The sequence below is a fragment of the Gordonia sp. NPDC127522 genome (genome assembly GCF_042672305.1).
In the GTDB taxonomy this organism is placed as follows: domain Bacteria; phylum Actinomycetota; class Actinomycetes; order Mycobacteriales; family Mycobacteriaceae; genus Gordonia; species Gordonia hongkongensis.
The window spans coordinates 1-17,518 of sequence record NZ_JBHXVK010000019.1; the positions used below are offsets into that span (position 1 = coordinate 1).

Consider the following 17,518-nt stretch of genomic DNA (forward strand, 5'->3'; position numbering starts at 1 on the left):
AGCGCCTCGAAGAACCGATCCTTCAACTCTGCAGAAACCACGATCCCCGCAACTCCCTGAAAGCCAGGGTGTTGCGGGGATCGCTAGAACCCGCCTCCCGGTGACGGGCCCCTTCTGTGTGCACCGGAACCCTGGGTGGGTGGACGAGGTGCCGGTGCTGTCTTCCATCCTCACCGGAGTCCGGGACGTCGACACGAGTACGGCACTACCCCAATCGGTGGTGGGGTCTACGTACGGAGGATCACCAACTGCTGAGTCGCCCGGGTCATCGACACGTAGCGGTCGACCGCGCCCTCGGTGTCCGCGCCGAAGGCGTCGGGGTCGACGAGCACCACGAGGTCGAACTCGAGCCCCTTGGCGAGGGTGGGGGTGAGCGACCGCACGCGGTCGGTCCCGGCGAAGCCGGGTTCGCCGATCACACAAGCGATTCCGTCTCGATGCGTCGAGGTCCAGTCGTCGACCACGGTGTCGAGGTCCGCGCGGGCGCCGTAGGTGACCGGAATGCCCGCGCGCCGAACCGAAGTCGGCACGTTCGCGTCGGGGAGCGCCGCGCGGATGACGGGGGCGGCCGCATCCATGATCTCTTCCGGGGTCCGGTAGTTGATCGTGAGTCCTGCCGAGGTGACGTCGCGCAGACCGACGCGACGAAGTCGCTCTGCCCACGACTCGGGGAATCCGCGTCGTGCCTGTGCGCGGTCGCCGACGACGGTGAAGCTCTTCGACGGGCAACGGTCGATCAGCATCTGCCACTGGGCGTCGGTGAGCTCCTGCGCTTCGTCGACGACGATGTGCGCGAACGGCCCGGACAGTGGGCGGGCGGTCTCGCCCACTGACCCGTCCCCGAGGTGGTGGCGCAGGTTCTCGTGCCGGAGCATCGTCATGAGTCCCTCGCCGTCGTCGTGGACCTCGGCGGCGATCAGGTCGTCGACCACCTGGTCGATCCGCTCGCGTTCCCTCGTCAGTTCCGCGCGCTGCCGGCGACGACGGGTCGACGCTACCGGGTCCCCGATCCGGCGGTGGGCGCGGTCGAGGATCGGCAGGTCGGCATCGGTCCAGGCGTCGGGGACGCTGCGCTGGAGTGCGCGTACCTCGCCGGGCGACAGCCACGGCGCACACATGCGGAGGAAGGCCGGCACCGACCACAGGTCACCGACGATCTCGGCGGCATCCAGGATCGGCCATGCCCGCGAGAAGGCCGCGGCGAGTTCGTCATTCGCCGCCAACGCACGACGCAGCGCGTGCTGGGGCACGTCGTCGTCGTGTCGCGACGCGATGATCGACACCAGTTCTTCCCACACCTCGTCCCGCGCCTCGTTGTGTGCGGTTCCGCGCTCGGCTGCGTCGAAGGCGTCCGCCCAGTCGCCGGCGGTCAGAGTCGTCTCCGTCCAGGGTGTTTCGACCACGAACGGCGTCGTCGGCGGTTGTTCGTAGAACTTCACCGCCGGCTCGACCGCCTCGACCATGCGAGCTGACGACTTCAACCGCGCCACGTCGACGTCGGCTTCGGTTGTCGCCGAATCACCTTCGACGACGAGGTCGGCGAGGGTGCACGTCTGGACGCTCTCCTCCCCGAGGCTCGGCAGCACATCGGCGACGTAGGCGAGGTACGGCCGATGAGGCCCGACGACGAGCAGCCCGCCCCGATGACCGGCGAGCCGCGGATCGGCGTAGACGAGGTAGGCGGCACGATGCAGCGCGACGACGGTCTTGCCGGTTCCCGGTCCGCCGTCGACGACGAGCGTCCCGTGCGAGTCCGCTCGGATGATCGCGTCCTGATCGGTGGCGATGGTGCCCAGGACATCTCGCATGCGCGGGGAACGACTGGCGCCGAGGTCGGCGAGGAAGGCGGACTGCTCGTCGAGCGCCGCGTGCGAGGTGAGCACCGCGCGGTCGTCGACGAAGACCTCGTCCCAGTAGTCGGTGATCCGGCCGTGGGTCCAGCGGTAGCGGCGCCGGCTCACCAGTCCCATCGGGTCACGGCGGGTGGCGGCGAAGAACGGCGCGGCCAGCGGGGTGCGCCAGTCGACGAGCAGGGTCTCGCCCGCGGCATCGGTCAGCCCGAGCCGGCCGATGTAAAGAATCTCCCCGTCGTCGCGGACCAGCCGACCCAGGCACAGGTCGAGGCCGAACCGCCGCAGCGATCGGATACGTGCGCCGAGCTGGTGGATCTCCATGTCGCGGTCGACGGCCCGACGACCCCTGCCACCGGCTTCGCGCCGAAGGTGCTGCAGGCGCTCATCGGCGTCGGCCAAAGTGCGTCGCAGGTTCGTGGTGATCGAGGCGAAGTGTCGGGTGTCGTCGGCGACGAGGGCCGGATCGTTCTTCGGGGACAGGCTGTCGGGGAGGGCGAACACCGCGGTGGTCGTTGACGTCGCGTCGTCGGGGACTGAGGTCTCAGGGACTGGGGTTTCGGGGACTGGGGTTTCGGGGACTGGGGGCACAGAGATGACTCCGAATCAGCAGGTGGCAGGGGTGGTCGTCGCAGGTGAGACAGCGATTCTGCACCGGATAGGGGGTCTTGCGGCAAGCCCCTGTCCAGGGCTTATGGTGAAAGGGGCAGAGATCGGCGGGTGCGCAGGTGAAACGGACCCCGATATCACTTGTCTTGGACGTCCGCGCAGCTGTTGCAGCCCGCGGTGCTGTATGTGAAAGTACTTTCAGTTCACTACGGTGAACTCTCTTCGGTGGGGCCTGTCAGGGGGCTGCCGCCCCCGAGGGCACGGGGGTGGGGCGGCAGCGCGGCCACGGTTTCCGCGTCGTCGGTGTTCGGGCTCATTCGACCGACTGGTTCGCTGTCGTCGCGGCATCACCATGACCTGCGGTTTTCCGATCGTTGCGGTGGGCTCCCGACTTCGCGCCGTAAGGTCGGAGAGGGACTGACGCGCGGCGTCGAGCCGAATCGCAGGTTTCGGTCGAGGCCGCGCCGCGTCGACGACGACGCTCGACAATCCGACCGGAGGCCGACGATGGGACAGCCGTACGGGGGGCCGAACCCCGGCGCTCACGACCCTCGACGCCGCGACGGAGGCGGCAGCCAGACCGGCGGGTCGCCTCGCGATCTCTACGGGCAACCCGTCGCACCGCAGCTCTATCCGCCGCTCGGTTATGCCGCGGACGGGACCCCGATGTTCCGCCCCGGCCAGCCGACGAACACCGAGCTCACCATGGCCGAGCGCGCCGAGCGTGCCGAGGCCGAACGCATCGCGACTGCCGAGCGGGAGGCCGAAAGCGCTGACGGCCGACCGGGTTCACGCATTCGCAAGGTGCCCACCCCGACCCTGATCCTGACTCTGGGCGTGGTGGTGCTGCTCGTGGTGGCTTTCGTCGGGTTCCTCGGGCTGCGGGAGGAGGCACCGCAGGACCGCTTCGCCGACTCGCCGCCGGTCACAGACACCATGCCGATCCCACGCACCTTCGAACCGCCCAGCCTCACCCCGCCCGACCCGGGACGGCAGCTCCCGGGTCAATCCGGTGAGCGCATCGATCCGCAGAACAAACCGGTGACCTACGAGGCGACCATCGACGGGCAGGCCACCATCCTCTACGTCGACGACAACGGCCTGCGCTCGGAGTTCGCCCCGACGAATCCGTGGACCGTCCAGTTCACCGGCGGGGTCAACCCCCTGCGCCTCCTGGTCATCGCGGGAACGGGTAGCTCGGTGAGTTGCTCGATCACCGTGGCGGGAGAGGTGGTGGTCGAAGACACCGTGACGCCGTCATCGACCCGCCGAACCGCGTCCTGTATCGCCTGAACGGTCACGTCTTCGGGGTCCCGGGCCGGGTGATCGGTCGGGTGACCAGGTCGTCCGATGTGTGATCGGGGCGGTTGCTCGCTACCGTGGTCACGTGAGTTCTCCGCAGACAGCCCCTGACAGCGGTCAGTCCTCCGCCACCAACGACGAGTTCAAGACGATGCTCACGTGGCGAGGCGAGGACACCGATCGACTGGAACAGGTCCGCCTGGTCGTGTCCGGCGCACGACTCAAGGCCTATGGACGGATCATCGCCGCGGCGACCGCCGACCACGAGGCGTTCTCCGCGTCCTACGAACTGCAGACCACCGATGCCGGTGTGGTCAAGCGGCTCACCGTTCACCTGGTTCGCACTGACGGTGAGACGCAGTTCGGCATCACGCGCGACGACGAGGGCACGTGGCTGATCCGTCGTCCCGACGGTGAGACCACCCGTTCGGACTTCGACGGCGCCGAAGACGTGGACCTCGCTCTGTCGCCGATGTTCAACGCCTTGCCGATCCGGCGACGTGCTCTCTCGGCGTCGACTCCCGGTGCGGTCGAGATCCCCGTCGCCTACATGTACCTGCCCAGCGGAGACGTGAAGCCGGCGACGGTGTCGTACACCCCGGGCACGGACGGATTCCGTGTGGTGTCGCCGCTTGCGACCACCACCATCACCGTCGACGAGAACAACTTCGTCGTCGACTACCCGGGCCTCGCACGCCGGGTCTGACGTGTGCGGGCGGCCCCAGGGACACGCGCGGCGGTCAGCCCACCCACACCCGGCCCTGATGGGCCTGCCGGCGTAGTTCCTGCTGCCAGCCGTCGTCGCCGACCGTCACCCCGGAGATGACCTCCGCGGCGCCGGAATGCAGTTGCTCGTACGCCTTTCGCGCGCGGTGCCCGTCGTCGACCAGCACTTCGGCGGTTCCGTGGTCGCGGAGTTCGTCGCGCACGGCGGTGAGGCGGTCGATGGTCTCGCTGAGGACGTTGAGCACGGCGATGCCGTTGGCCTCGATCATCGCGCGCTGCAGGGCGGGTGCGGTGCCGGCGACCCGGGTGCCGTCCCGGAAGCTGCCGGCGGCCAGGCGCAGGGCGAGGTCGCTCTCACCGGCCCCGACGGCGGCCGTGGCCGCGGCGGTCAGGTGTGGCAGATGCGAGATCGCGGCGACCGCCCGATCGTGCGCGTCGGGTGCTACCGGCACGACTCGCGAGCCGACCGTCACGGCCAGCGCGGCCACCGTGAGCCAGTCGTCGGCCGGGGTGTGGTCGGTGGTGGTGACCGCCCACATCGCCCCGTCGAAGAGGGTGGCGTCGGTTGCCGCCCAGCCCGACGAACTTGTCCCCGCCATCGGATGCCCGCCGACGTACCGACCTCCGGGATGCAGATCGGCGAGTAGGCGCTCGACTTCCTGCTTGACGCTGATGACGTCGGTGACCAGGAGCCCGGGCGCGTTCTCGGCGATGGCCGTCACCAGGGGGCCGATCGTCGTCACCGGTGTCGCGAGCACGAGCAGCGCGTCCGACGACGCCGCGCGCCGAAGCGTCGCAACAAGATCCGCGGACGCGTCATACCCGTCGCCGATGGCCGCATCGACGGTCGTGGCCGACCGGTTGTAGCCGAACGCCTCGTGCCCGGCGTCGTGCAGGGCCCGCAGCAGCGAGCCGCCGATCAGGCCGAGACCCAGCACACAGACCGGCGTGGGAAGGGCGACAGCGGGGGACGACGGCGCGGCAGTCACCCTGACACGTTCCCATACCGGTCATGCCCGGTGAACCGGGACTTGGGAGTACCGGTGATAGGGGCTACGGTTTGTCGCATGGCCGGTGCCGGATTTGGGAAGTCGGGGTCGAACGCGCAGGACGTGGACGACGACATCGACGGTTTCGCCGTGGCGGTCGTCCGCGACGAGAGCGGTTGGAAGGTCACCGCGATGAAACCGTCGGCGCTCTCCGATCTCGAGGACGCCGAGACCCAGTTGCGTGAGCTGCGTTCGGCGGGCGCGGTCTTCGGACTCCTCGACGTCGACGACGAGTTCTTCATCATCGTCCGGCCGTCGCCGACCGGGGCGCGTCTGCTGATCTCCGACGCGACCGCCTCCGTCGACTACGACATCGCGGTCGACGCATTGGACGCCCTCAACATCGAGGTCCCCGACATCGATCCGGACGAGCTCGATCAGATCGATCCGTGGGAGGAAGGGGACCTCGGGTTGCTCGCCGACCTGGGACTGCCCGACGCGGTCATGAGCATCATCGTCGGGGACACCGATCTGTATGCCGACGAACAGCTCGGCATGATCGCGGCGCGGCTCGGTTTCGCCGACGAGCTGGGCAAGGTCCTCGACTCCCTCGGCCACTGAGCCCGCACGAAGCCGCGCGATGAGTGCGCCCGCCTGGGAGGCCATGGTCCGCTCCGCGCTCGACGCGGCGGCACTGTCGGGCACCGACGACGTACCCATCGGGGCAGTCGTGTTCGACCCCGAGGGCGTCGAACTGGCCCGCGCCGCCAACCGACGCGAGGCCGATTCCGACCCGACGGCCCACGCCGAGGTGCTTGCGCTGCGTGCCGCGGCGCGGGCGTTCGGTGATGGATGGCGGCTCCCGGGATGCACGATCGCGGTGACCGTCGAACCGTGCACGATGTGTGCCGGAGCGATCACGCTGTCCCGGGTCGACGCCGTCGTCTTCGGGGCGTGGGAGCCCAAGACCGGTGCCGTCGGTTCGCTGTGGGACGTCGTCCGCGATCCACGGCTGTCGCATCGCCCCCAGGTGAGGGGCGGAGTCCTCGAAGCCGAGTGCCGCGCACTCATGGTCGACTTCTTCGCCACCCGACGACACCCGTGACCGTCGTCATCTCGGGGTCGTGAGGACTCAAGATCGGTGAGATCTCAGGGTGCGGACCGGTGGTCGGCGGCGGGCGGTCCTGGCAGATTGGACGTCAGCATCCCCGATCCGCGAGGAGTAATGATGACCGATCCGTCCGACAAGGTGACCGCGGCCTTCGACACCGCCAAGGCCAAGATCAACGAGTTCGCCGAGAGCGGCAAGGTCCAGGAGGCGCTGGGTACCGCGCGCGACAAGATCGACGAGTTCGTCGAGAGCAAGCAGGTCCAGGATGCGCTGGGCACCGCCAAGGACAAGCTCAACGATCTCGCCGAGAACGAGAAGGTCCAGGAGGCGTTCAGTACCGCCAAGGACAAGATCAACGAGGTGTCCCAGAAGTTCAACAGCCGCTGACAGGTCGCTGACCTGCGGTCATGCAGCTCAGTGCACACCTGTGGCACGGTGGGATGCGGGAGTCCGCTCCCCAGGCGGCGCCAGTGTCGAGCAGCCGGCGCGTCGGTCGTCGCCGAGTTCTTCCACATCGGACGGCACCCGGCCGCGCCGAACCTCACCGAGGAGGCTTCATGGGAACCACGGACGACGCCAAGAACAAGGCCGAAGAGCTCAAGGGTCGCGGCAAGGAAGCTGCCGGCAGCCTCACCGACGATCAGGACCTCAAGAACGAGGGCAAGGGCGACCAGGCGCAGGCCGAGGGCAAGCAGAAGATCACCGACGCCGCCGACGCAGTCAAGGGCAAGATCGACGACGTCAAGGACAAGCTGACCGGCCACTAGGTCCCCTGCTCCCTGATCCGAAAGAACCCTCAAACCGCTGGTCCCGAGCCTGCGGCCCTCCTCCGCCACTGCCCCCTGAGGAGCGCCCGGAGCTTGCGGAGGGCGCGTCCCCCCTCGCTCCCTGAGGAGCGCCCGGAGCTTGCGGAGGGCGCGTCACGAAGGGTCTGCCTCGCATCTCACCAAGACCCTCCGTGACGCTCGCAAGCTCGCTCCTCAGGGGGCGGGGGTGGGCCTGAGCAGCCGATTTAAGCCTGACCGCGGGTCTGCGGTACAGTCTTCGGCGGTGGCGTGTCCGAGCGGCCGAAGGTGCAGCACTCGAAATGCTGTGTGCGGTAACCCCGTACCGAGGGTTCAAATCCCTCCGCCACCGCCGGAAATGGCCCCCCATCCGCACGGATGGGGGGCCATTTCGCATCTCTGGGAGAGCGGTGGTCGGTCAGCCCATGCGGAACGGCTTTCCGTACACGGCGATCGACTGCGACACGTTGTCGGTCGTGATGCTCACCTTGGCGTACGACCAGGCCTGCGCGAACCGGCGCAGCCGGTCGTTGATGACGTGATTGACCGCCTGGCCGGGCCCGATGGTCACGCCGGCGCCGGTCTCGGCCGTCGTGGTCGCGCTGTGGAGGTCGAAGTCGGGTGCGGTCGCGCCGGCCCTGCTGTTCGAGTTACCGCCCAGCGTCAGCTGGCAGCCGACGACGTAGCCGGCGCCGACACCGATCTTCGCGGCTGTGTCGGAGGCGGTCCCCACGTACTTGCCAGACACTCAGGCGTTGCGGTGCAGGGGCGTGGCGCCCATCGACGGGGTGATCCGCGCGGATCGGCCTGCGCGGGTGCGGCATTGAGCGCGGGTATCAGGGCCGCGTCAGGCCCGACCGTCCGACGGTTCGATGTCCCGACGGAGTTGCCCGGTGATCTCGTCGATCTTCGCTCCCGTCGTGGGCGCGAAACGCGAGTCGTCGAAGCGAGGCCTGCCGTCGACCCGCAAGTCGTACCGCCGGAGTTTGTCCCGCACCGGATCTTTCATCTCCGCGAAGACGAGTTCGATGTCGTGGGTGCGGAGGTAATCGTCGAGTTCGACGAGTTCGTCGACAGCGGTGGCGTCGATGTCGACGACGGGCTCGGCGGCGAGGATCACGGTGTGCAATTGCCTCCCGGCCGCCCTCGCGTCGCGGACCATGCCGCGGACGTAGTCGTCGAACATGCCGCCGTTGGCGAAGAACAGCGGCGCGTCGAACCGGACGATGAGAACGCCGTCGATGCGCTCGGCGTCGGGGTGACGGGTCACGTCGTGGTAGCCGCGCAGTCCCGGCACGCGGCCGAGCTCGGTCCGGTACGGACGCCACGCGAGGTTGACGAACGCGATGAACGACAGGCCGATCGCGACCAGGATGCCCTGCAGGACACCGATGAGCGCGACACCGAGGAAGGCGGCGATCGACAGGGCGCCCTCGACCCAGTTGGCGCGGAACAGCGTCACCACGCCGGAGACGTCGATCAGTGAGACGGCCGCGGCGATCACGACGGCCGCCAGGGCGGCCGACGGCAGGTAGGCGGTGACCCCCGGTGCGACGAAGATGAAGACGACGATCAACAGCGCCCCGACGACAGCGGCCAATTGCGACTTGGCCCCGGCTTGTTCGGCGACCGGGGTCCGGGATGACGACGCCGAGATGGCGAAGCCGCGCAGGAAGCCGGTGGCGATGTTCGCGGTGCCGATGGCCGCCATCTCCTGGCTGCCGTTGACCTGGTCGCCCGCGCGCGCGGCGAAGGTCCGGGACAGCACGCTGGTGTCCGCGAACGCGATCAGCGCGATGCCGACGGCCGGGCCGATCAGGCTGATGACGTCGTCGAGGGTGACGCCTTCCAAAGACGGTGAGGGGAAGCCGCGGGGCATGGCGCCGACGACCGGCAGGTCATCGGACCAACCGAAGACCGCGACCGCGATGATCGAGGCCACCACGGCGACGAGGACTCCCGGAATGGCCTTGCGCCAGAACTTGAGTCCGAAGATCAGGACCAAGCACGACACCCCGATGACCGTCGGCGACAGCTCGGCCTCGCCGGACGTGACGCCCCGGACGATGGCGACGGCTTCCTGGAGGACCGAATCGCCATCGACGCTGAAGCCCAACAGTTTCGGCAACTGGCTGAGCACCACGACCAGTGCGATCCCGTTGAGGTAGCCGATGCGGATCGGTTTGGACAGCAGGTCGGTGACGAAGCCGAGCCGGAGGAGGCCGCCGATCAGCAGCACCAGACCGACCTCGATGGCGAGCACTCCGGCCAAGGCGATGCGCTCGGCGTCGAACGCTGCGAGCGGAATGATCGACGCCGCGATGATCGGGGCGAGCGACGAGTCGGGGCCGAGGACCAAGATGCGGGACGGTCCGACGACGGCGTAGACGAGCAGCGGTATGACCGTCGCGTAGAGACCGGTGACCGGTGGCAACCCGGCGACTTCGGCGTACCCCATGCCGGCGGGAATGAGCAACGCCGTCAGGACGATCCCGGCGACGATGTCACCCTTCAGCCATGACCGCTCGTAGCTGCGGAGCACTCCCAATCCGGGCAGGAATCGTGAGACCGTTTCCGGTTGCATCAGGCGATTATGAGCCCTGGCGGCGATCTCGGCTTCTCTTTGTCCAGTAGTTGTCGTGCCGTGTGCGTTCGTGTCAGGCGGTGACCGCCCGGGGGGCGTGTCGCGGGTCCGTTGTCCGCGGCGGGATCACGGGCGACAGGGCCAGGGCGATGGTGCCGGTGACCGTGAGGTGTGCGGGGGCTTCGGCGTGCAGGGTGCGACGATGCCGGGACAGGTCGACGACGGTGATGTCGACCATGGTCCCTCCCGCCAGATGAGTCCCCGGGAAGGCGACATCGAGCAGTGCGGAGTGGAGCGGGAGGGCGGCGTCGACATGGACGACGACGCGTTGCCGGGCGACGACCGCAGACGTGACCCGGGTGACCAGCGTCGGAAACCACACCCCGGTCGGGCACAGGGATTGGCAGACGGGCTCGCCGTCGGCATCGAGGTAGAACGCGATCTTGCGGTGCAGCGATTCTGCGCGGAGGGACAGGTCGCCGGCGACGACGTCCGATCCGACGGTGCGTAACGGTGTTCCCCACGTCGCGGTGTCGAACGATCTGGTCACGGTGACGCCTTTCAGAGAGGGCAGTATGTCGAACAAGGTCACCGCATCAGATCTACTCCGCATCATGTTGCTGGGGAACGCATCCGGGCGCTAAGAGTTCGTCAAATCGATTGCTGGCCGTCGAAGATCTCGAGTGCGAGATCGCGAGCCGCGTCGAGGGCTCCTGGCTCGACCCCCATCCCGGCGGTCACCAGCGCGCCCTCATGGAGGATGAACAGCCGCTGTGCCAATGTGCGCGGGTCGGGCGCGCCGGACTTCGTCGCGATCGAGGCGAAGAGGTCCCGTAGCTCGTGTTTCTGGCCGACGATGATCGAGAACGCGGGATGCCCGGGGTCGCTGATCTCGGCGTGCGCGTTGATCATCGCGCACCCTTTGTGACCGCGGTCCGCCGACCAGTCCCGCGTGGCGTCGAAGATCGCGGCGAGTTGTGCGCTCGGCGACGCATCGGCGGCGTCCAGGCGGGACCGGAGGAACTCTTGCCAGGCGGCGTTGCGGGCGCGTAGATACTCGACGACCAGTTGCTCTTTGGAGCCGAAGCGGTCGTAGAGGGTGCGTTTCGTGACGCCCGCGGCTGCTGCGATGGAGTCGACACCGACCGCGTGGATGCCGTGTTCGTAGAACAGTGCCGAGGCCGCGTCGAGGATGAGTCGGGCCTTGGGTGTCCACTCCACGGTCGAGGGTGTGGTCTCGGCAGTCACATGACAAAGACTACACCGATCGGTAAGGTCGGCTGCATGCAAACTTCACAGATCGGTATACCTGCGCGATGGGTGACAGTTGTCATGTCGGCGGTGTTCGTCGTCTGTTGGTCGTCGGGTTTCATCGGCGCGAAGCTGGGCGCGGGTGAGGCGCCGGTGCTCACGGTCCTCATGTGGCGATTCCTGGTGGTCGCGGTGGTACTCGGGGCCGCGGTGTACTTCCTGTGGCGTCGGCGTGGCCTCGCGCCGATGTCCGGGCGAGCGATCGGTTCTCAGGTCGTCATCGGTGCGCTCTCGCAAGCCGGCTACACGGTCACGGTGTACTGGGCGATCGCTCTCGGCGTCAGCACCGGGACGACCGCACTCATCGACGGTGTGCAACCGCTCGTCGTCGCCGCACTGGCAGGTCCGTTGCTCGGGGCGGTCACCCACCGACGACAGTGGTGGGGTCTGCTCGTCGGGGCGGTCGGGGTTGTACTGGTGACCTGGTCGGACGCGACGTCGTCGGCGGACGCGCCGTGGTGGGCGTACCTCGTGCCGCTGCTCGGTATGGCCGCGCTGGTTGCCGCCACCTTCCTCGAACGGCGCGTTGTCGGCCCGCCGTCACCCGTGGTCGTCCTGGCGATCCACTGCGGCGTCTCCGCGGTGATCTTCACCGCGGCAGGTGTTCTCGCGGGAGTGGCGGTGCCACCGGCCGACCGTACGTTCTGGCTGGCGATCGCCTGGCTGTCGATCCTGTCGACGCTCGGCGGTTACGGGCTGTACTGGATACTCCTACGACGATCCGGCGTCACCTCGGTGAACACGTTGATGTTCCTGATGCCACCCGTCACCGCGGTGTGGGGCACCGCGATGTACGGCGAACCCTTCGGCTGGGCAACGGCTCTCGGGCTTGCCATGGCCGGTGGCGCCACCTGGGTCGTGAACCGTGCGGGGGCGTCTACCGAGGTGCGTGACCGGCGCCGGCCTGCCGAAGCTGTGGGGGCATTGTGATCCGCCTGGCGGACCCAATCGCCCCGACTCACCCGGTGGGATCATCTGCACGGGCCGTCGTCGGCGCGCCAGGTGACCGTGACGGGAACCTGGTCGTCCCACGGTTGCCGGGTGACGAGATCCGCGACGCGCACGTAGCCGCGTTCGAACTCGCCGACCGCCGGGTCGACGAGGCGGTACTCCTGCGTCTGTCGGTGGATCGGTTGCGCGTCGAGCAGTACGATGCGGACCTCGCCGGGCTCGAAATGACAATGCCGCTGCAAGGATTCGATGAGCTGCTCGTTGGAGAGATGTCCGTCCCCGAAGTTCCATCCCATCGCCGTACTGCAGATTCGTTCACCGTCGGTCAGCACATACTCTGACTCTGCGACGCCGTTCTCATCCGGCCCGCTCGCTCCGCTCCCGGCGCCGGCCATCGCTCGGTGCGCCAACGTGAACAGCGCCCGACCGTGACTGTTGAACGAGCGGAACGCGTATCCCATGTAGAGCGGTATCTGGGCCGCTTCGGGACTGCCGTAGAACCGTTCGAGCTGTGCGGCCGGCATCGACGCGATGGCGACGATGCCCTGTTCGATCTTCGCCGACGCCGACGGCTTGATGCACCACAGGCCGGTGTCCCAATTGCCGGCGTAATAGCGCATGCCGGGCAGGAACGAGACCTTGCGCGGCATCAGGTTCCCGATGATCACCGTGCCGGCGGAAACTGCGAACAGCAGTAGCGGCCAGGGCGATTGGAGATCGGCGAGTCCGATGTCGGGGTGACCCACGAAGATCGCCACAATGCCGAACATCATGAAGACGTTCCACTCCAGCGGGACGCCCATCGGGATCGACGACAGGATGCCGAAGTGGAAGATCAGCATGATCGTCGCCGCCACCGCGGTCACCCACCCGCCGTGGGAGAAGAACAGGACGAGCGGCACGAGTCCTTCGACCGCAGTGGAGAAGTGCGCGATCCATCGTGATCGACGGCCCGGTCGCAGGTCGTCGGGAAAGTTCTCGAAGAACTTCCGTTTGATCTTCGGGGAACGCCAGATCGGGTTGTTGGACATCATCGTCGCGATGACGAAGGGGAAGTGCTTGTTCAGCTTCGACGTCGCTGCCCCGAGCCAGATGCAGAGGAAGACCAGCTTCGCGGCGATGATCATGTCGACACCACTGAAGAGAAATGCCACCGTGAACGCGCCGTAGACTTCACCGCGCGCCGCGAGGAAGACGGTCTTGTCACGGAGACCGATCGCAGCTAGCACACCCAGGACGGCCCAGATCTGCCAGCTGGGGAGGACGCCGACGGTCGTGTCCAGCTCCGGGATCGCGCCGGTACCCGGACTGAACAGCGCTATGACCAGCAAGGCGAGCAGAGCGCCATAGAGGATGACGTCGACCGGGTTACGGGAATCGCCGGCAGTCAACGGGATTCGTGGCCATGGTGGCTGCCGGATCGTCTTCGGGCGTAGCCAGTAGAGGATCGAACCCAGTGGCGGGAAGAACCGGTTGTTCAGCGGCCCGAACCCACATCCCAGACCGACGACCTCGAACAGCATCGTGTAGAGCACGACCTTCTGGAAGACGATCGGCTCGTCGTACCAAGTGGTGGCGTCGAAAAAGCCGTCGATCCCGGGCGTGCTGATCACGACGACCCAGCCGACGAGGACGTAGAGGAGGATCTTGCCGACGTAGAACAGGTGCAGCGCCACCGGTGTCCCGAACCCGACCTCGGCCCAGTGCCGCGCCATCGGCTTGATCTTCTCCGCGCGCGTGCCCTGACTCCAGGTCGGGAAGTCGATCTCCGGGGTCGTCTGTTTCAGGAATCCCATCGACCGAGAACCTAACAAACCAAGTGCTTGCTTGGTGCCGATTCGGTGGCTGTGGAGAAACGTGGATGACATCCGACGCGGTGCAGACGTTGAGTCCCGCCGCCGGCAGAATCGCCTAGCCTCGTCGTGTGGGAGCGTTCGATCAGTTATCGCCCGCGGAGTCGGGCCTCTTCGCAAGTTTCGACGACGCCACGGTGGGCCGCGGTGCCGTATACGCGCAGCAGGGGCGCGTAGCTCTCGAGAGCTGGGACCCGGCGTTGATGTCGGCGACCGGGACCTGCGTCGGTTCGAGCGGCGACTTGTACTACCTCGAGGTCGGGTTCGTCGACAACACCCGCCAGTGCGTAGTCGACTTCACTGAATGCGACTGTCCGGTCGGGGAGGCCTGCAAGCACGCCGTTGCTCTGGCGCTGGGGGTGATGCGTGCTGGGCTCATTGGTGCATCGGCTCGAGGCGTGAGGCATGCGTCGGCGCCGTGGCGGGCTTTGCTGGGTGACCTTGTCGCCGATGCCACCCCGAAAGAGCCGGGATCGGCGCCCATCGGACTGCTCGTCGAGCTCGACGATCCCGAGTGGATGAGCCTGAAGACGGTGACATTGCGCCTGGTGACCCCCGGCAAGAAGGGCAATTGGGTACGCACCGGGATCACCTGGAGTTCCATCAAGCCGGGTTATGTGACCGAGTACTACAGATCCACCACCGACCATCCGGCTGAGTACTTCGACCCCGTTCACCTGGCGCGAGTCCGTGCCATCGACCTCTGCGCCGGGGACAGGCACCTGTACGGGACCTCCCAGGTTCACCGATTGGACCAGGCGTCCGCCGAGATCTGGACCGCTCTACAGGCGGCGGTCGACGATGGTGTCGTACTGGTGGCGCACAAGTCGACGGGCGCGAAAAAAGTCGAGTTGCTTCCACCCGCGTCGGCCGCGTTGACCGTCGATCGCGACGACGAGGGTCTCGTGGTGTCCGGCGGTGTCGATTTCCCGACCGTCGGGCCGGCTGGGGACGAGGCTCTGATGCTGTTCGGCTCGGAACCTCACGGAGCGAGCCTGATACGAGGCGGCACGATGTTCCTGGCGCCGCTCGTCGACGACGGGTCGTCGAAAGCCCTCCGGGCACTGCTCGACGCCGGGACGGTCAGAGTTCCCGACACCGACATCGCGGAGTTCGCCGACGAGATGCTCCCCGACCTCGCCGGTCGGATATCCGTGACCGTGGCCGATGGCGCCGTGACCCGACCCGAGATCACCGGCCCAGACGCTGCAGTCACGCTTCGGGTTGCCGACGACGGCGGCGCGCACCTCGAGTGGGGTGCCGTCTACCGCGTGAACGGGAGCAGACGGTTCTTCCCGTCCGGGCAGAGCTCGGGGTTCGGTGACGACGTGGCCGAACGTCGCCTGTGGAAGCAGCTCCGTGGTCACCTCGAAGCTGCGGCTCGGGTGTGTGATCGATGGCAGATCCAGGTCGCCGGGTTTCCGGGAAGCAAGTTCGCAGACGATCCGGAACTCGCCGAGATGAGTCGCGACGAGGCTCTCGCATCGGCATCGGTTGCGCTCCTGACCCGCCGCTACCGTTACTCGCCCGTCGACACTGCGCGTTTCGTCACCGAGGTCGCCCCGGAGCTGCGGGCTGACGGGATCGAGGTGGAGATCGTCGGCGAGCTCCCCGACTACCGCGCCGCCGAGGTCGTCCCCGAGATCGGTTTCGGTGCCGAACGGTCCGATGACAACGACTGGCTCGGCCTGTCGATCACCGTCGAGGTCGACGGCGTCGCGGTGCCGCTGCACCAGGTGCTGACGGCGTTGTCGAACGGAGCGACACACATGCTGTTGCCCGACGGGGCCTATTTCGTACTCGACACCCCGGAGCTGCAACGCCTGGCCGAACTGGTGGCCGAAGCTCGCGACTTGGGAGAACTCGACCGCGGGCGGGTCCGCCGGGATACGCACAACGCCACGCTGTGGGACGAGCTGCTCGAACTCGGCACCGTGAAGGACGACCTCGCACAGTGGAGGAACCAGCTGAAGCGTCTGGCCGCCGCGACACCGCCGGCGCCTTGTCCGGTGCCGACCGGGCTGCGCGCGGACTTGCGTGACTATCAGAGGGCCGGCCTCGACTGGCTGAACTTCTTGTGGGAGAACAGGATCGGCGGAGTGCTGGCCGATGACATGGGTCTTGGCAAGACCCTCCAGTCCCTCGCGCTGATCGCGAAAGTCATCGAGGAGGAGCCGCGGGCTCGCTTTCTCGTGGTCGCACCGACGAGCGTGATCTCGAACTGGGCGGTCGAAGCAGAACGGTTCGTACCAGGTCTGAGGATTGCAACGGTGACCGAGACGAGCGGACGGGCGAAGATCGCGTTCGCCGATCGTATTGCGGGAGCGCAACTGGTCGTCACCTCGTACGCGCTGATGCGCATCGGGATCGACGAGTTCACATCGGCCAGTTGGTCGGCCGTGTTCTTCGACGAGGCGCAGTTCGTCAAGAACCACGCCAGCAAAGCTCATCAGTGCGCTCGCCGTCTTGATGCCCAGGTCAAGATCGCGATCACCGGCACGCCGCTGGAGAACAACCTGATGGAACTGTGGTCGCTGATGGCGTTGACCGTGCCGGGTCTGTTCCCGTCGGCGAAGACCTTCACGTCGTACTTCCGCAAGCCGATCGAAAGTGGCACGGAGCCCGGGCGGTTGGCGTTGCTACGACGACGGATCCGTCCGATCATGCTGCGGCGCACGAAGCATCAGGTTGCCACAGACCTGCCCGCCAAGCAGGAACAGGTACTGTCGATCAGCCTGAACACGAAGCACGACAAGCTGTATCAGACGCGCCTCACTCGGGAGCGGCAGAGCGTGCTCGGCCTGCTCGACGACTTCGACGGCAACCGGTTCCAGATCTTCCGATCGCTCACCATGCTCCGGCAACTGAGCCTGCACGCCGGGCTGGTCGACGAGAAGCACGCCGACATCGACTCGGCCAAGATCGAGTTCCTCGTCGAGCAGATTCCCGAGCTCATCGCCGAAGGGCATTCCGCCCTGATCTTCAGCCAGTTCACCGGCTTCCTTAACCTCTTGGAAAGAGAACTCGCCAGTGCCGGAATCGATTACAGCTATCTCGACGGGTCGATGACCGCACGCCGGCGCTCTGCGGCGGTCAAACGTTTCACGAGTGGGTCGTCGAAGGTGTTCCTCATCAGCCTCAAGGCCGGCGGTTTCGGCCTCAACCTGACCGAGGCGGATTACTGCTTCGTCTGCGACCCGTGGTGGAATCCGGCGGCCGAGGCCCAGGCCGTGGACCGCGCCCATCGCATCGGTCAGACTCGTCCGGTCACGGTCTATCGCCTGGTGTCGGCGAACACGATCGAAGAGAAAGTGGTTGCGCTGCAACAACGTAAGCGCGACCTGTTCGACGCCGTCGTCGATGACGGCGACATGTTCGGTACGGCCATCGACGCCGACGACATCCGCGAGTTGCTCGGCGGGACCATGCCGGGGGACTGACGAGCGA

General features: G+C 67.2%; 14 protein-coding genes, 1 tRNA gene and 1 pseudogene. 9 read left to right on the forward strand and 7 right to left on the reverse strand.

What is annotated here, in order from left to right; translation table 11 throughout:
* Positions 1 to 227: 227 nt before the first annotated feature.
* Positions 228 to 2,354 carry an RNA polymerase recycling motor ATPase HelR gene (gene helR, locus ACFVHY_RS20985; RefSeq protein WP_390275239.1) on the reverse strand — a complete coding sequence of 709 codons (2,127 nt, stop codon included), beginning with the start codon at positions 2,352 to 2,354 and terminating at the stop codon, positions 228 to 230.
* Positions 2,355 to 2,966: 612 nt separating this feature from the next.
* Between helR and ACFVHY_RS20990 the strand changes: the two genes are divergently transcribed.
* The gene (locus ACFVHY_RS20990) at positions 2,967 to 3,752 is read left to right on the forward strand and encodes a hypothetical protein (RefSeq protein WP_390275241.1); all 786 of its coding nucleotides are present in this window, start codon (positions 2,967 to 2,969) and stop codon (positions 3,750 to 3,752) included.
* 160 nt (positions 3,753 to 3,912) lie between these two features.
* A complete protein-coding gene (locus ACFVHY_RS20995) occupies positions 3,913 to 4,467 on the forward strand; it encodes a putative glycolipid-binding domain-containing protein (RefSeq protein ID WP_390275326.1) in 555 nt (184 codons plus the stop codon).
* 34 nt (positions 4,468 to 4,501) lie between these two features.
* On the opposite strand, the gene ACFVHY_RS21000 is transcribed toward ACFVHY_RS20995, so the two are convergent.
* Positions 4,502 to 5,476, reverse strand: a complete 975-nt coding sequence (locus ACFVHY_RS21000; RefSeq protein ID WP_078111845.1) for a prephenate dehydrogenase — start codon at positions 5,474 to 5,476, stop codon at positions 4,502 to 4,504.
* A 78-nt stretch (positions 5,477 to 5,554) separates the two neighbouring features.
* On the opposite strand from ACFVHY_RS21000, the gene ACFVHY_RS21005 reads away from it, so the two are divergent.
* The 5 genes from ACFVHY_RS21005 (at position 5,555) to ACFVHY_RS21025 (ending at position 7,724) form a co-directional block, all read left to right on the forward strand.
* Complete coding sequence (locus tag ACFVHY_RS21005; RefSeq protein ID WP_058250986.1) at positions 5,555 to 6,097, forward strand: tRNA adenosine deaminase-associated protein; 543 nt, start codon at positions 5,555 to 5,557, stop codon at positions 6,095 to 6,097.
* 19 nt (positions 6,098 to 6,116) lie between these two features.
* Positions 6,117 to 6,581, forward strand: a complete 465-nt coding sequence (locus ACFVHY_RS21010) for a nucleoside deaminase (protein WP_176455868.1) — start codon at positions 6,117 to 6,119, stop codon at positions 6,579 to 6,581.
* Between the two features lie 123 nt (positions 6,582 to 6,704).
* Complete coding sequence (locus ACFVHY_RS21015) at positions 6,705 to 6,974, forward strand: hypothetical protein (protein WP_137810127.1); 270 nt, start codon at positions 6,705 to 6,707, stop codon at positions 6,972 to 6,974.
* A 170-nt stretch (positions 6,975 to 7,144) separates the two neighbouring features.
* The gene (locus ACFVHY_RS21020) at positions 7,145 to 7,354 is read left to right on the forward strand and encodes a CsbD family protein (RefSeq protein WP_058250988.1); all 210 of its coding nucleotides are present in this window, start codon (positions 7,145 to 7,147) and stop codon (positions 7,352 to 7,354) included.
* A gap of 282 nt (positions 7,355 to 7,636) precedes the next feature.
* A tRNA-Ser gene (locus ACFVHY_RS21025) sits at positions 7,637 to 7,724 on the forward strand.
* A gap of 66 nt (positions 7,725 to 7,790) precedes the next feature.
* Here the strand turns inward: ACFVHY_RS21025 and ACFVHY_RS21030 are convergent.
* From ACFVHY_RS21030 to ACFVHY_RS21045, 4 genes and pseudogenes are all read right to left on the reverse strand, one after another.
* Positions 7,791 to 8,189 (reverse strand): annotated as a pseudogene (locus ACFVHY_RS21030) (MspA family porin); the annotation flags it as partial.
* A 30-nt stretch (positions 8,190 to 8,219) separates the two neighbouring features.
* Positions 8,220 to 9,956 (reverse strand): SulP family inorganic anion transporter, encoded by a 1,737-nt coding sequence (locus tag ACFVHY_RS21035; RefSeq protein ID WP_390275244.1) that lies wholly within the window; start codon positions 9,954 to 9,956, stop codon positions 8,220 to 8,222.
* Between the two features lie 73 nt (positions 9,957 to 10,029).
* Complete coding sequence (locus ACFVHY_RS21040; RefSeq protein ID WP_390275246.1) at positions 10,030 to 10,506, reverse strand: hypothetical protein; 477 nt, start codon at positions 10,504 to 10,506, stop codon at positions 10,030 to 10,032.
* A 101-nt stretch (positions 10,507 to 10,607) separates the two neighbouring features.
* Positions 10,608 to 11,204 carry a TetR/AcrR family transcriptional regulator gene (locus ACFVHY_RS21045; protein WP_390275247.1) on the reverse strand — a complete coding sequence of 199 codons (597 nt, stop codon included), beginning with the start codon at positions 11,202 to 11,204 and terminating at the stop codon, positions 10,608 to 10,610.
* 36 nt (positions 11,205 to 11,240) lie between these two features.
* Between ACFVHY_RS21045 and ACFVHY_RS21050 the strand changes: the two genes are divergently transcribed.
* A complete protein-coding gene (locus ACFVHY_RS21050) occupies positions 11,241 to 12,197 on the forward strand; it encodes a DMT family transporter (protein ID WP_390275249.1) in 957 nt (318 codons plus the stop codon).
* Between the two features lie 41 nt (positions 12,198 to 12,238).
* Here ACFVHY_RS21050 and ACFVHY_RS21055 read toward each other — a convergent pair whose 3' ends face one another.
* Positions 12,239 to 14,014: a DUF3556 domain-containing protein gene (locus tag ACFVHY_RS21055; protein WP_390275250.1), complete on the reverse strand. Its 1,776-nt coding sequence runs from the start codon at positions 14,012 to 14,014 to the stop codon at positions 12,239 to 12,241.
* 128 nt (positions 14,015 to 14,142) lie between these two features.
* Here ACFVHY_RS21055 and ACFVHY_RS21060 point away from each other — a divergent pair, with 128 nt between their 5' ends.
* The gene (locus tag ACFVHY_RS21060) at positions 14,143 to 17,511 is read left to right on the forward strand and encodes an SNF2-related protein (RefSeq protein WP_390275252.1); all 3,369 of its coding nucleotides are present in this window, start codon (positions 14,143 to 14,145) and stop codon (positions 17,509 to 17,511) included.
* Positions 17,512 to 17,518 lie beyond the last annotated feature (7 nt).

What these genes read in the sequence shown, in the direction of transcription:
- ACFVHY_RS21015 (WP_137810127.1), top strand. Translation starts at nt 6,705, where the DNA reads ATGACCGATCCGTCCGACAAGGTGACCGCGGCCTTCGACACCGCCAAG.
- ACFVHY_RS21005 (WP_058250986.1), top strand. Translation starts at nt 5,555, where the DNA reads ATGGCCGGTGCCGGATTTGGGAAGTCGGGGTCGAACGCGCAGGACGTG.
- ACFVHY_RS20990 (WP_390275241.1), top strand. Translation starts at nt 2,967, where the DNA reads ATGGGACAGCCGTACGGGGGGCCGAACCCCGGCGCTCACGACCCTCGA.
- ACFVHY_RS21050 (WP_390275249.1), top strand. Translation starts at nt 11,241, where the DNA reads ATGCAAACTTCACAGATCGGTATACCTGCGCGATGGGTGACAGTTGTC.
- ACFVHY_RS21010 (WP_176455868.1), top strand. Translation starts at nt 6,117, where the DNA reads ATGAGTGCGCCCGCCTGGGAGGCCATGGTCCGCTCCGCGCTCGACGCG.
- ACFVHY_RS21055 (WP_390275250.1), bottom strand. Translation starts at nt 14,014, where the DNA reads ATGGGATTCCTGAAACAGACGACCCCGGAGATCGACTTCCCGACCTGG.
- ACFVHY_RS21035 (WP_390275244.1), bottom strand. Translation starts at nt 9,956, where the DNA reads ATGCAACCGGAAACGGTCTCACGATTCCTGCCCGGATTGGGAGTGCTC.
- ACFVHY_RS20995 (WP_390275326.1), top strand. Translation starts at nt 3,913, where the DNA reads ATGCTCACGTGGCGAGGCGAGGACACCGATCGACTGGAACAGGTCCGC.
- ACFVHY_RS21020 (WP_058250988.1), top strand. Translation starts at nt 7,145, where the DNA reads ATGGGAACCACGGACGACGCCAAGAACAAGGCCGAAGAGCTCAAGGGT.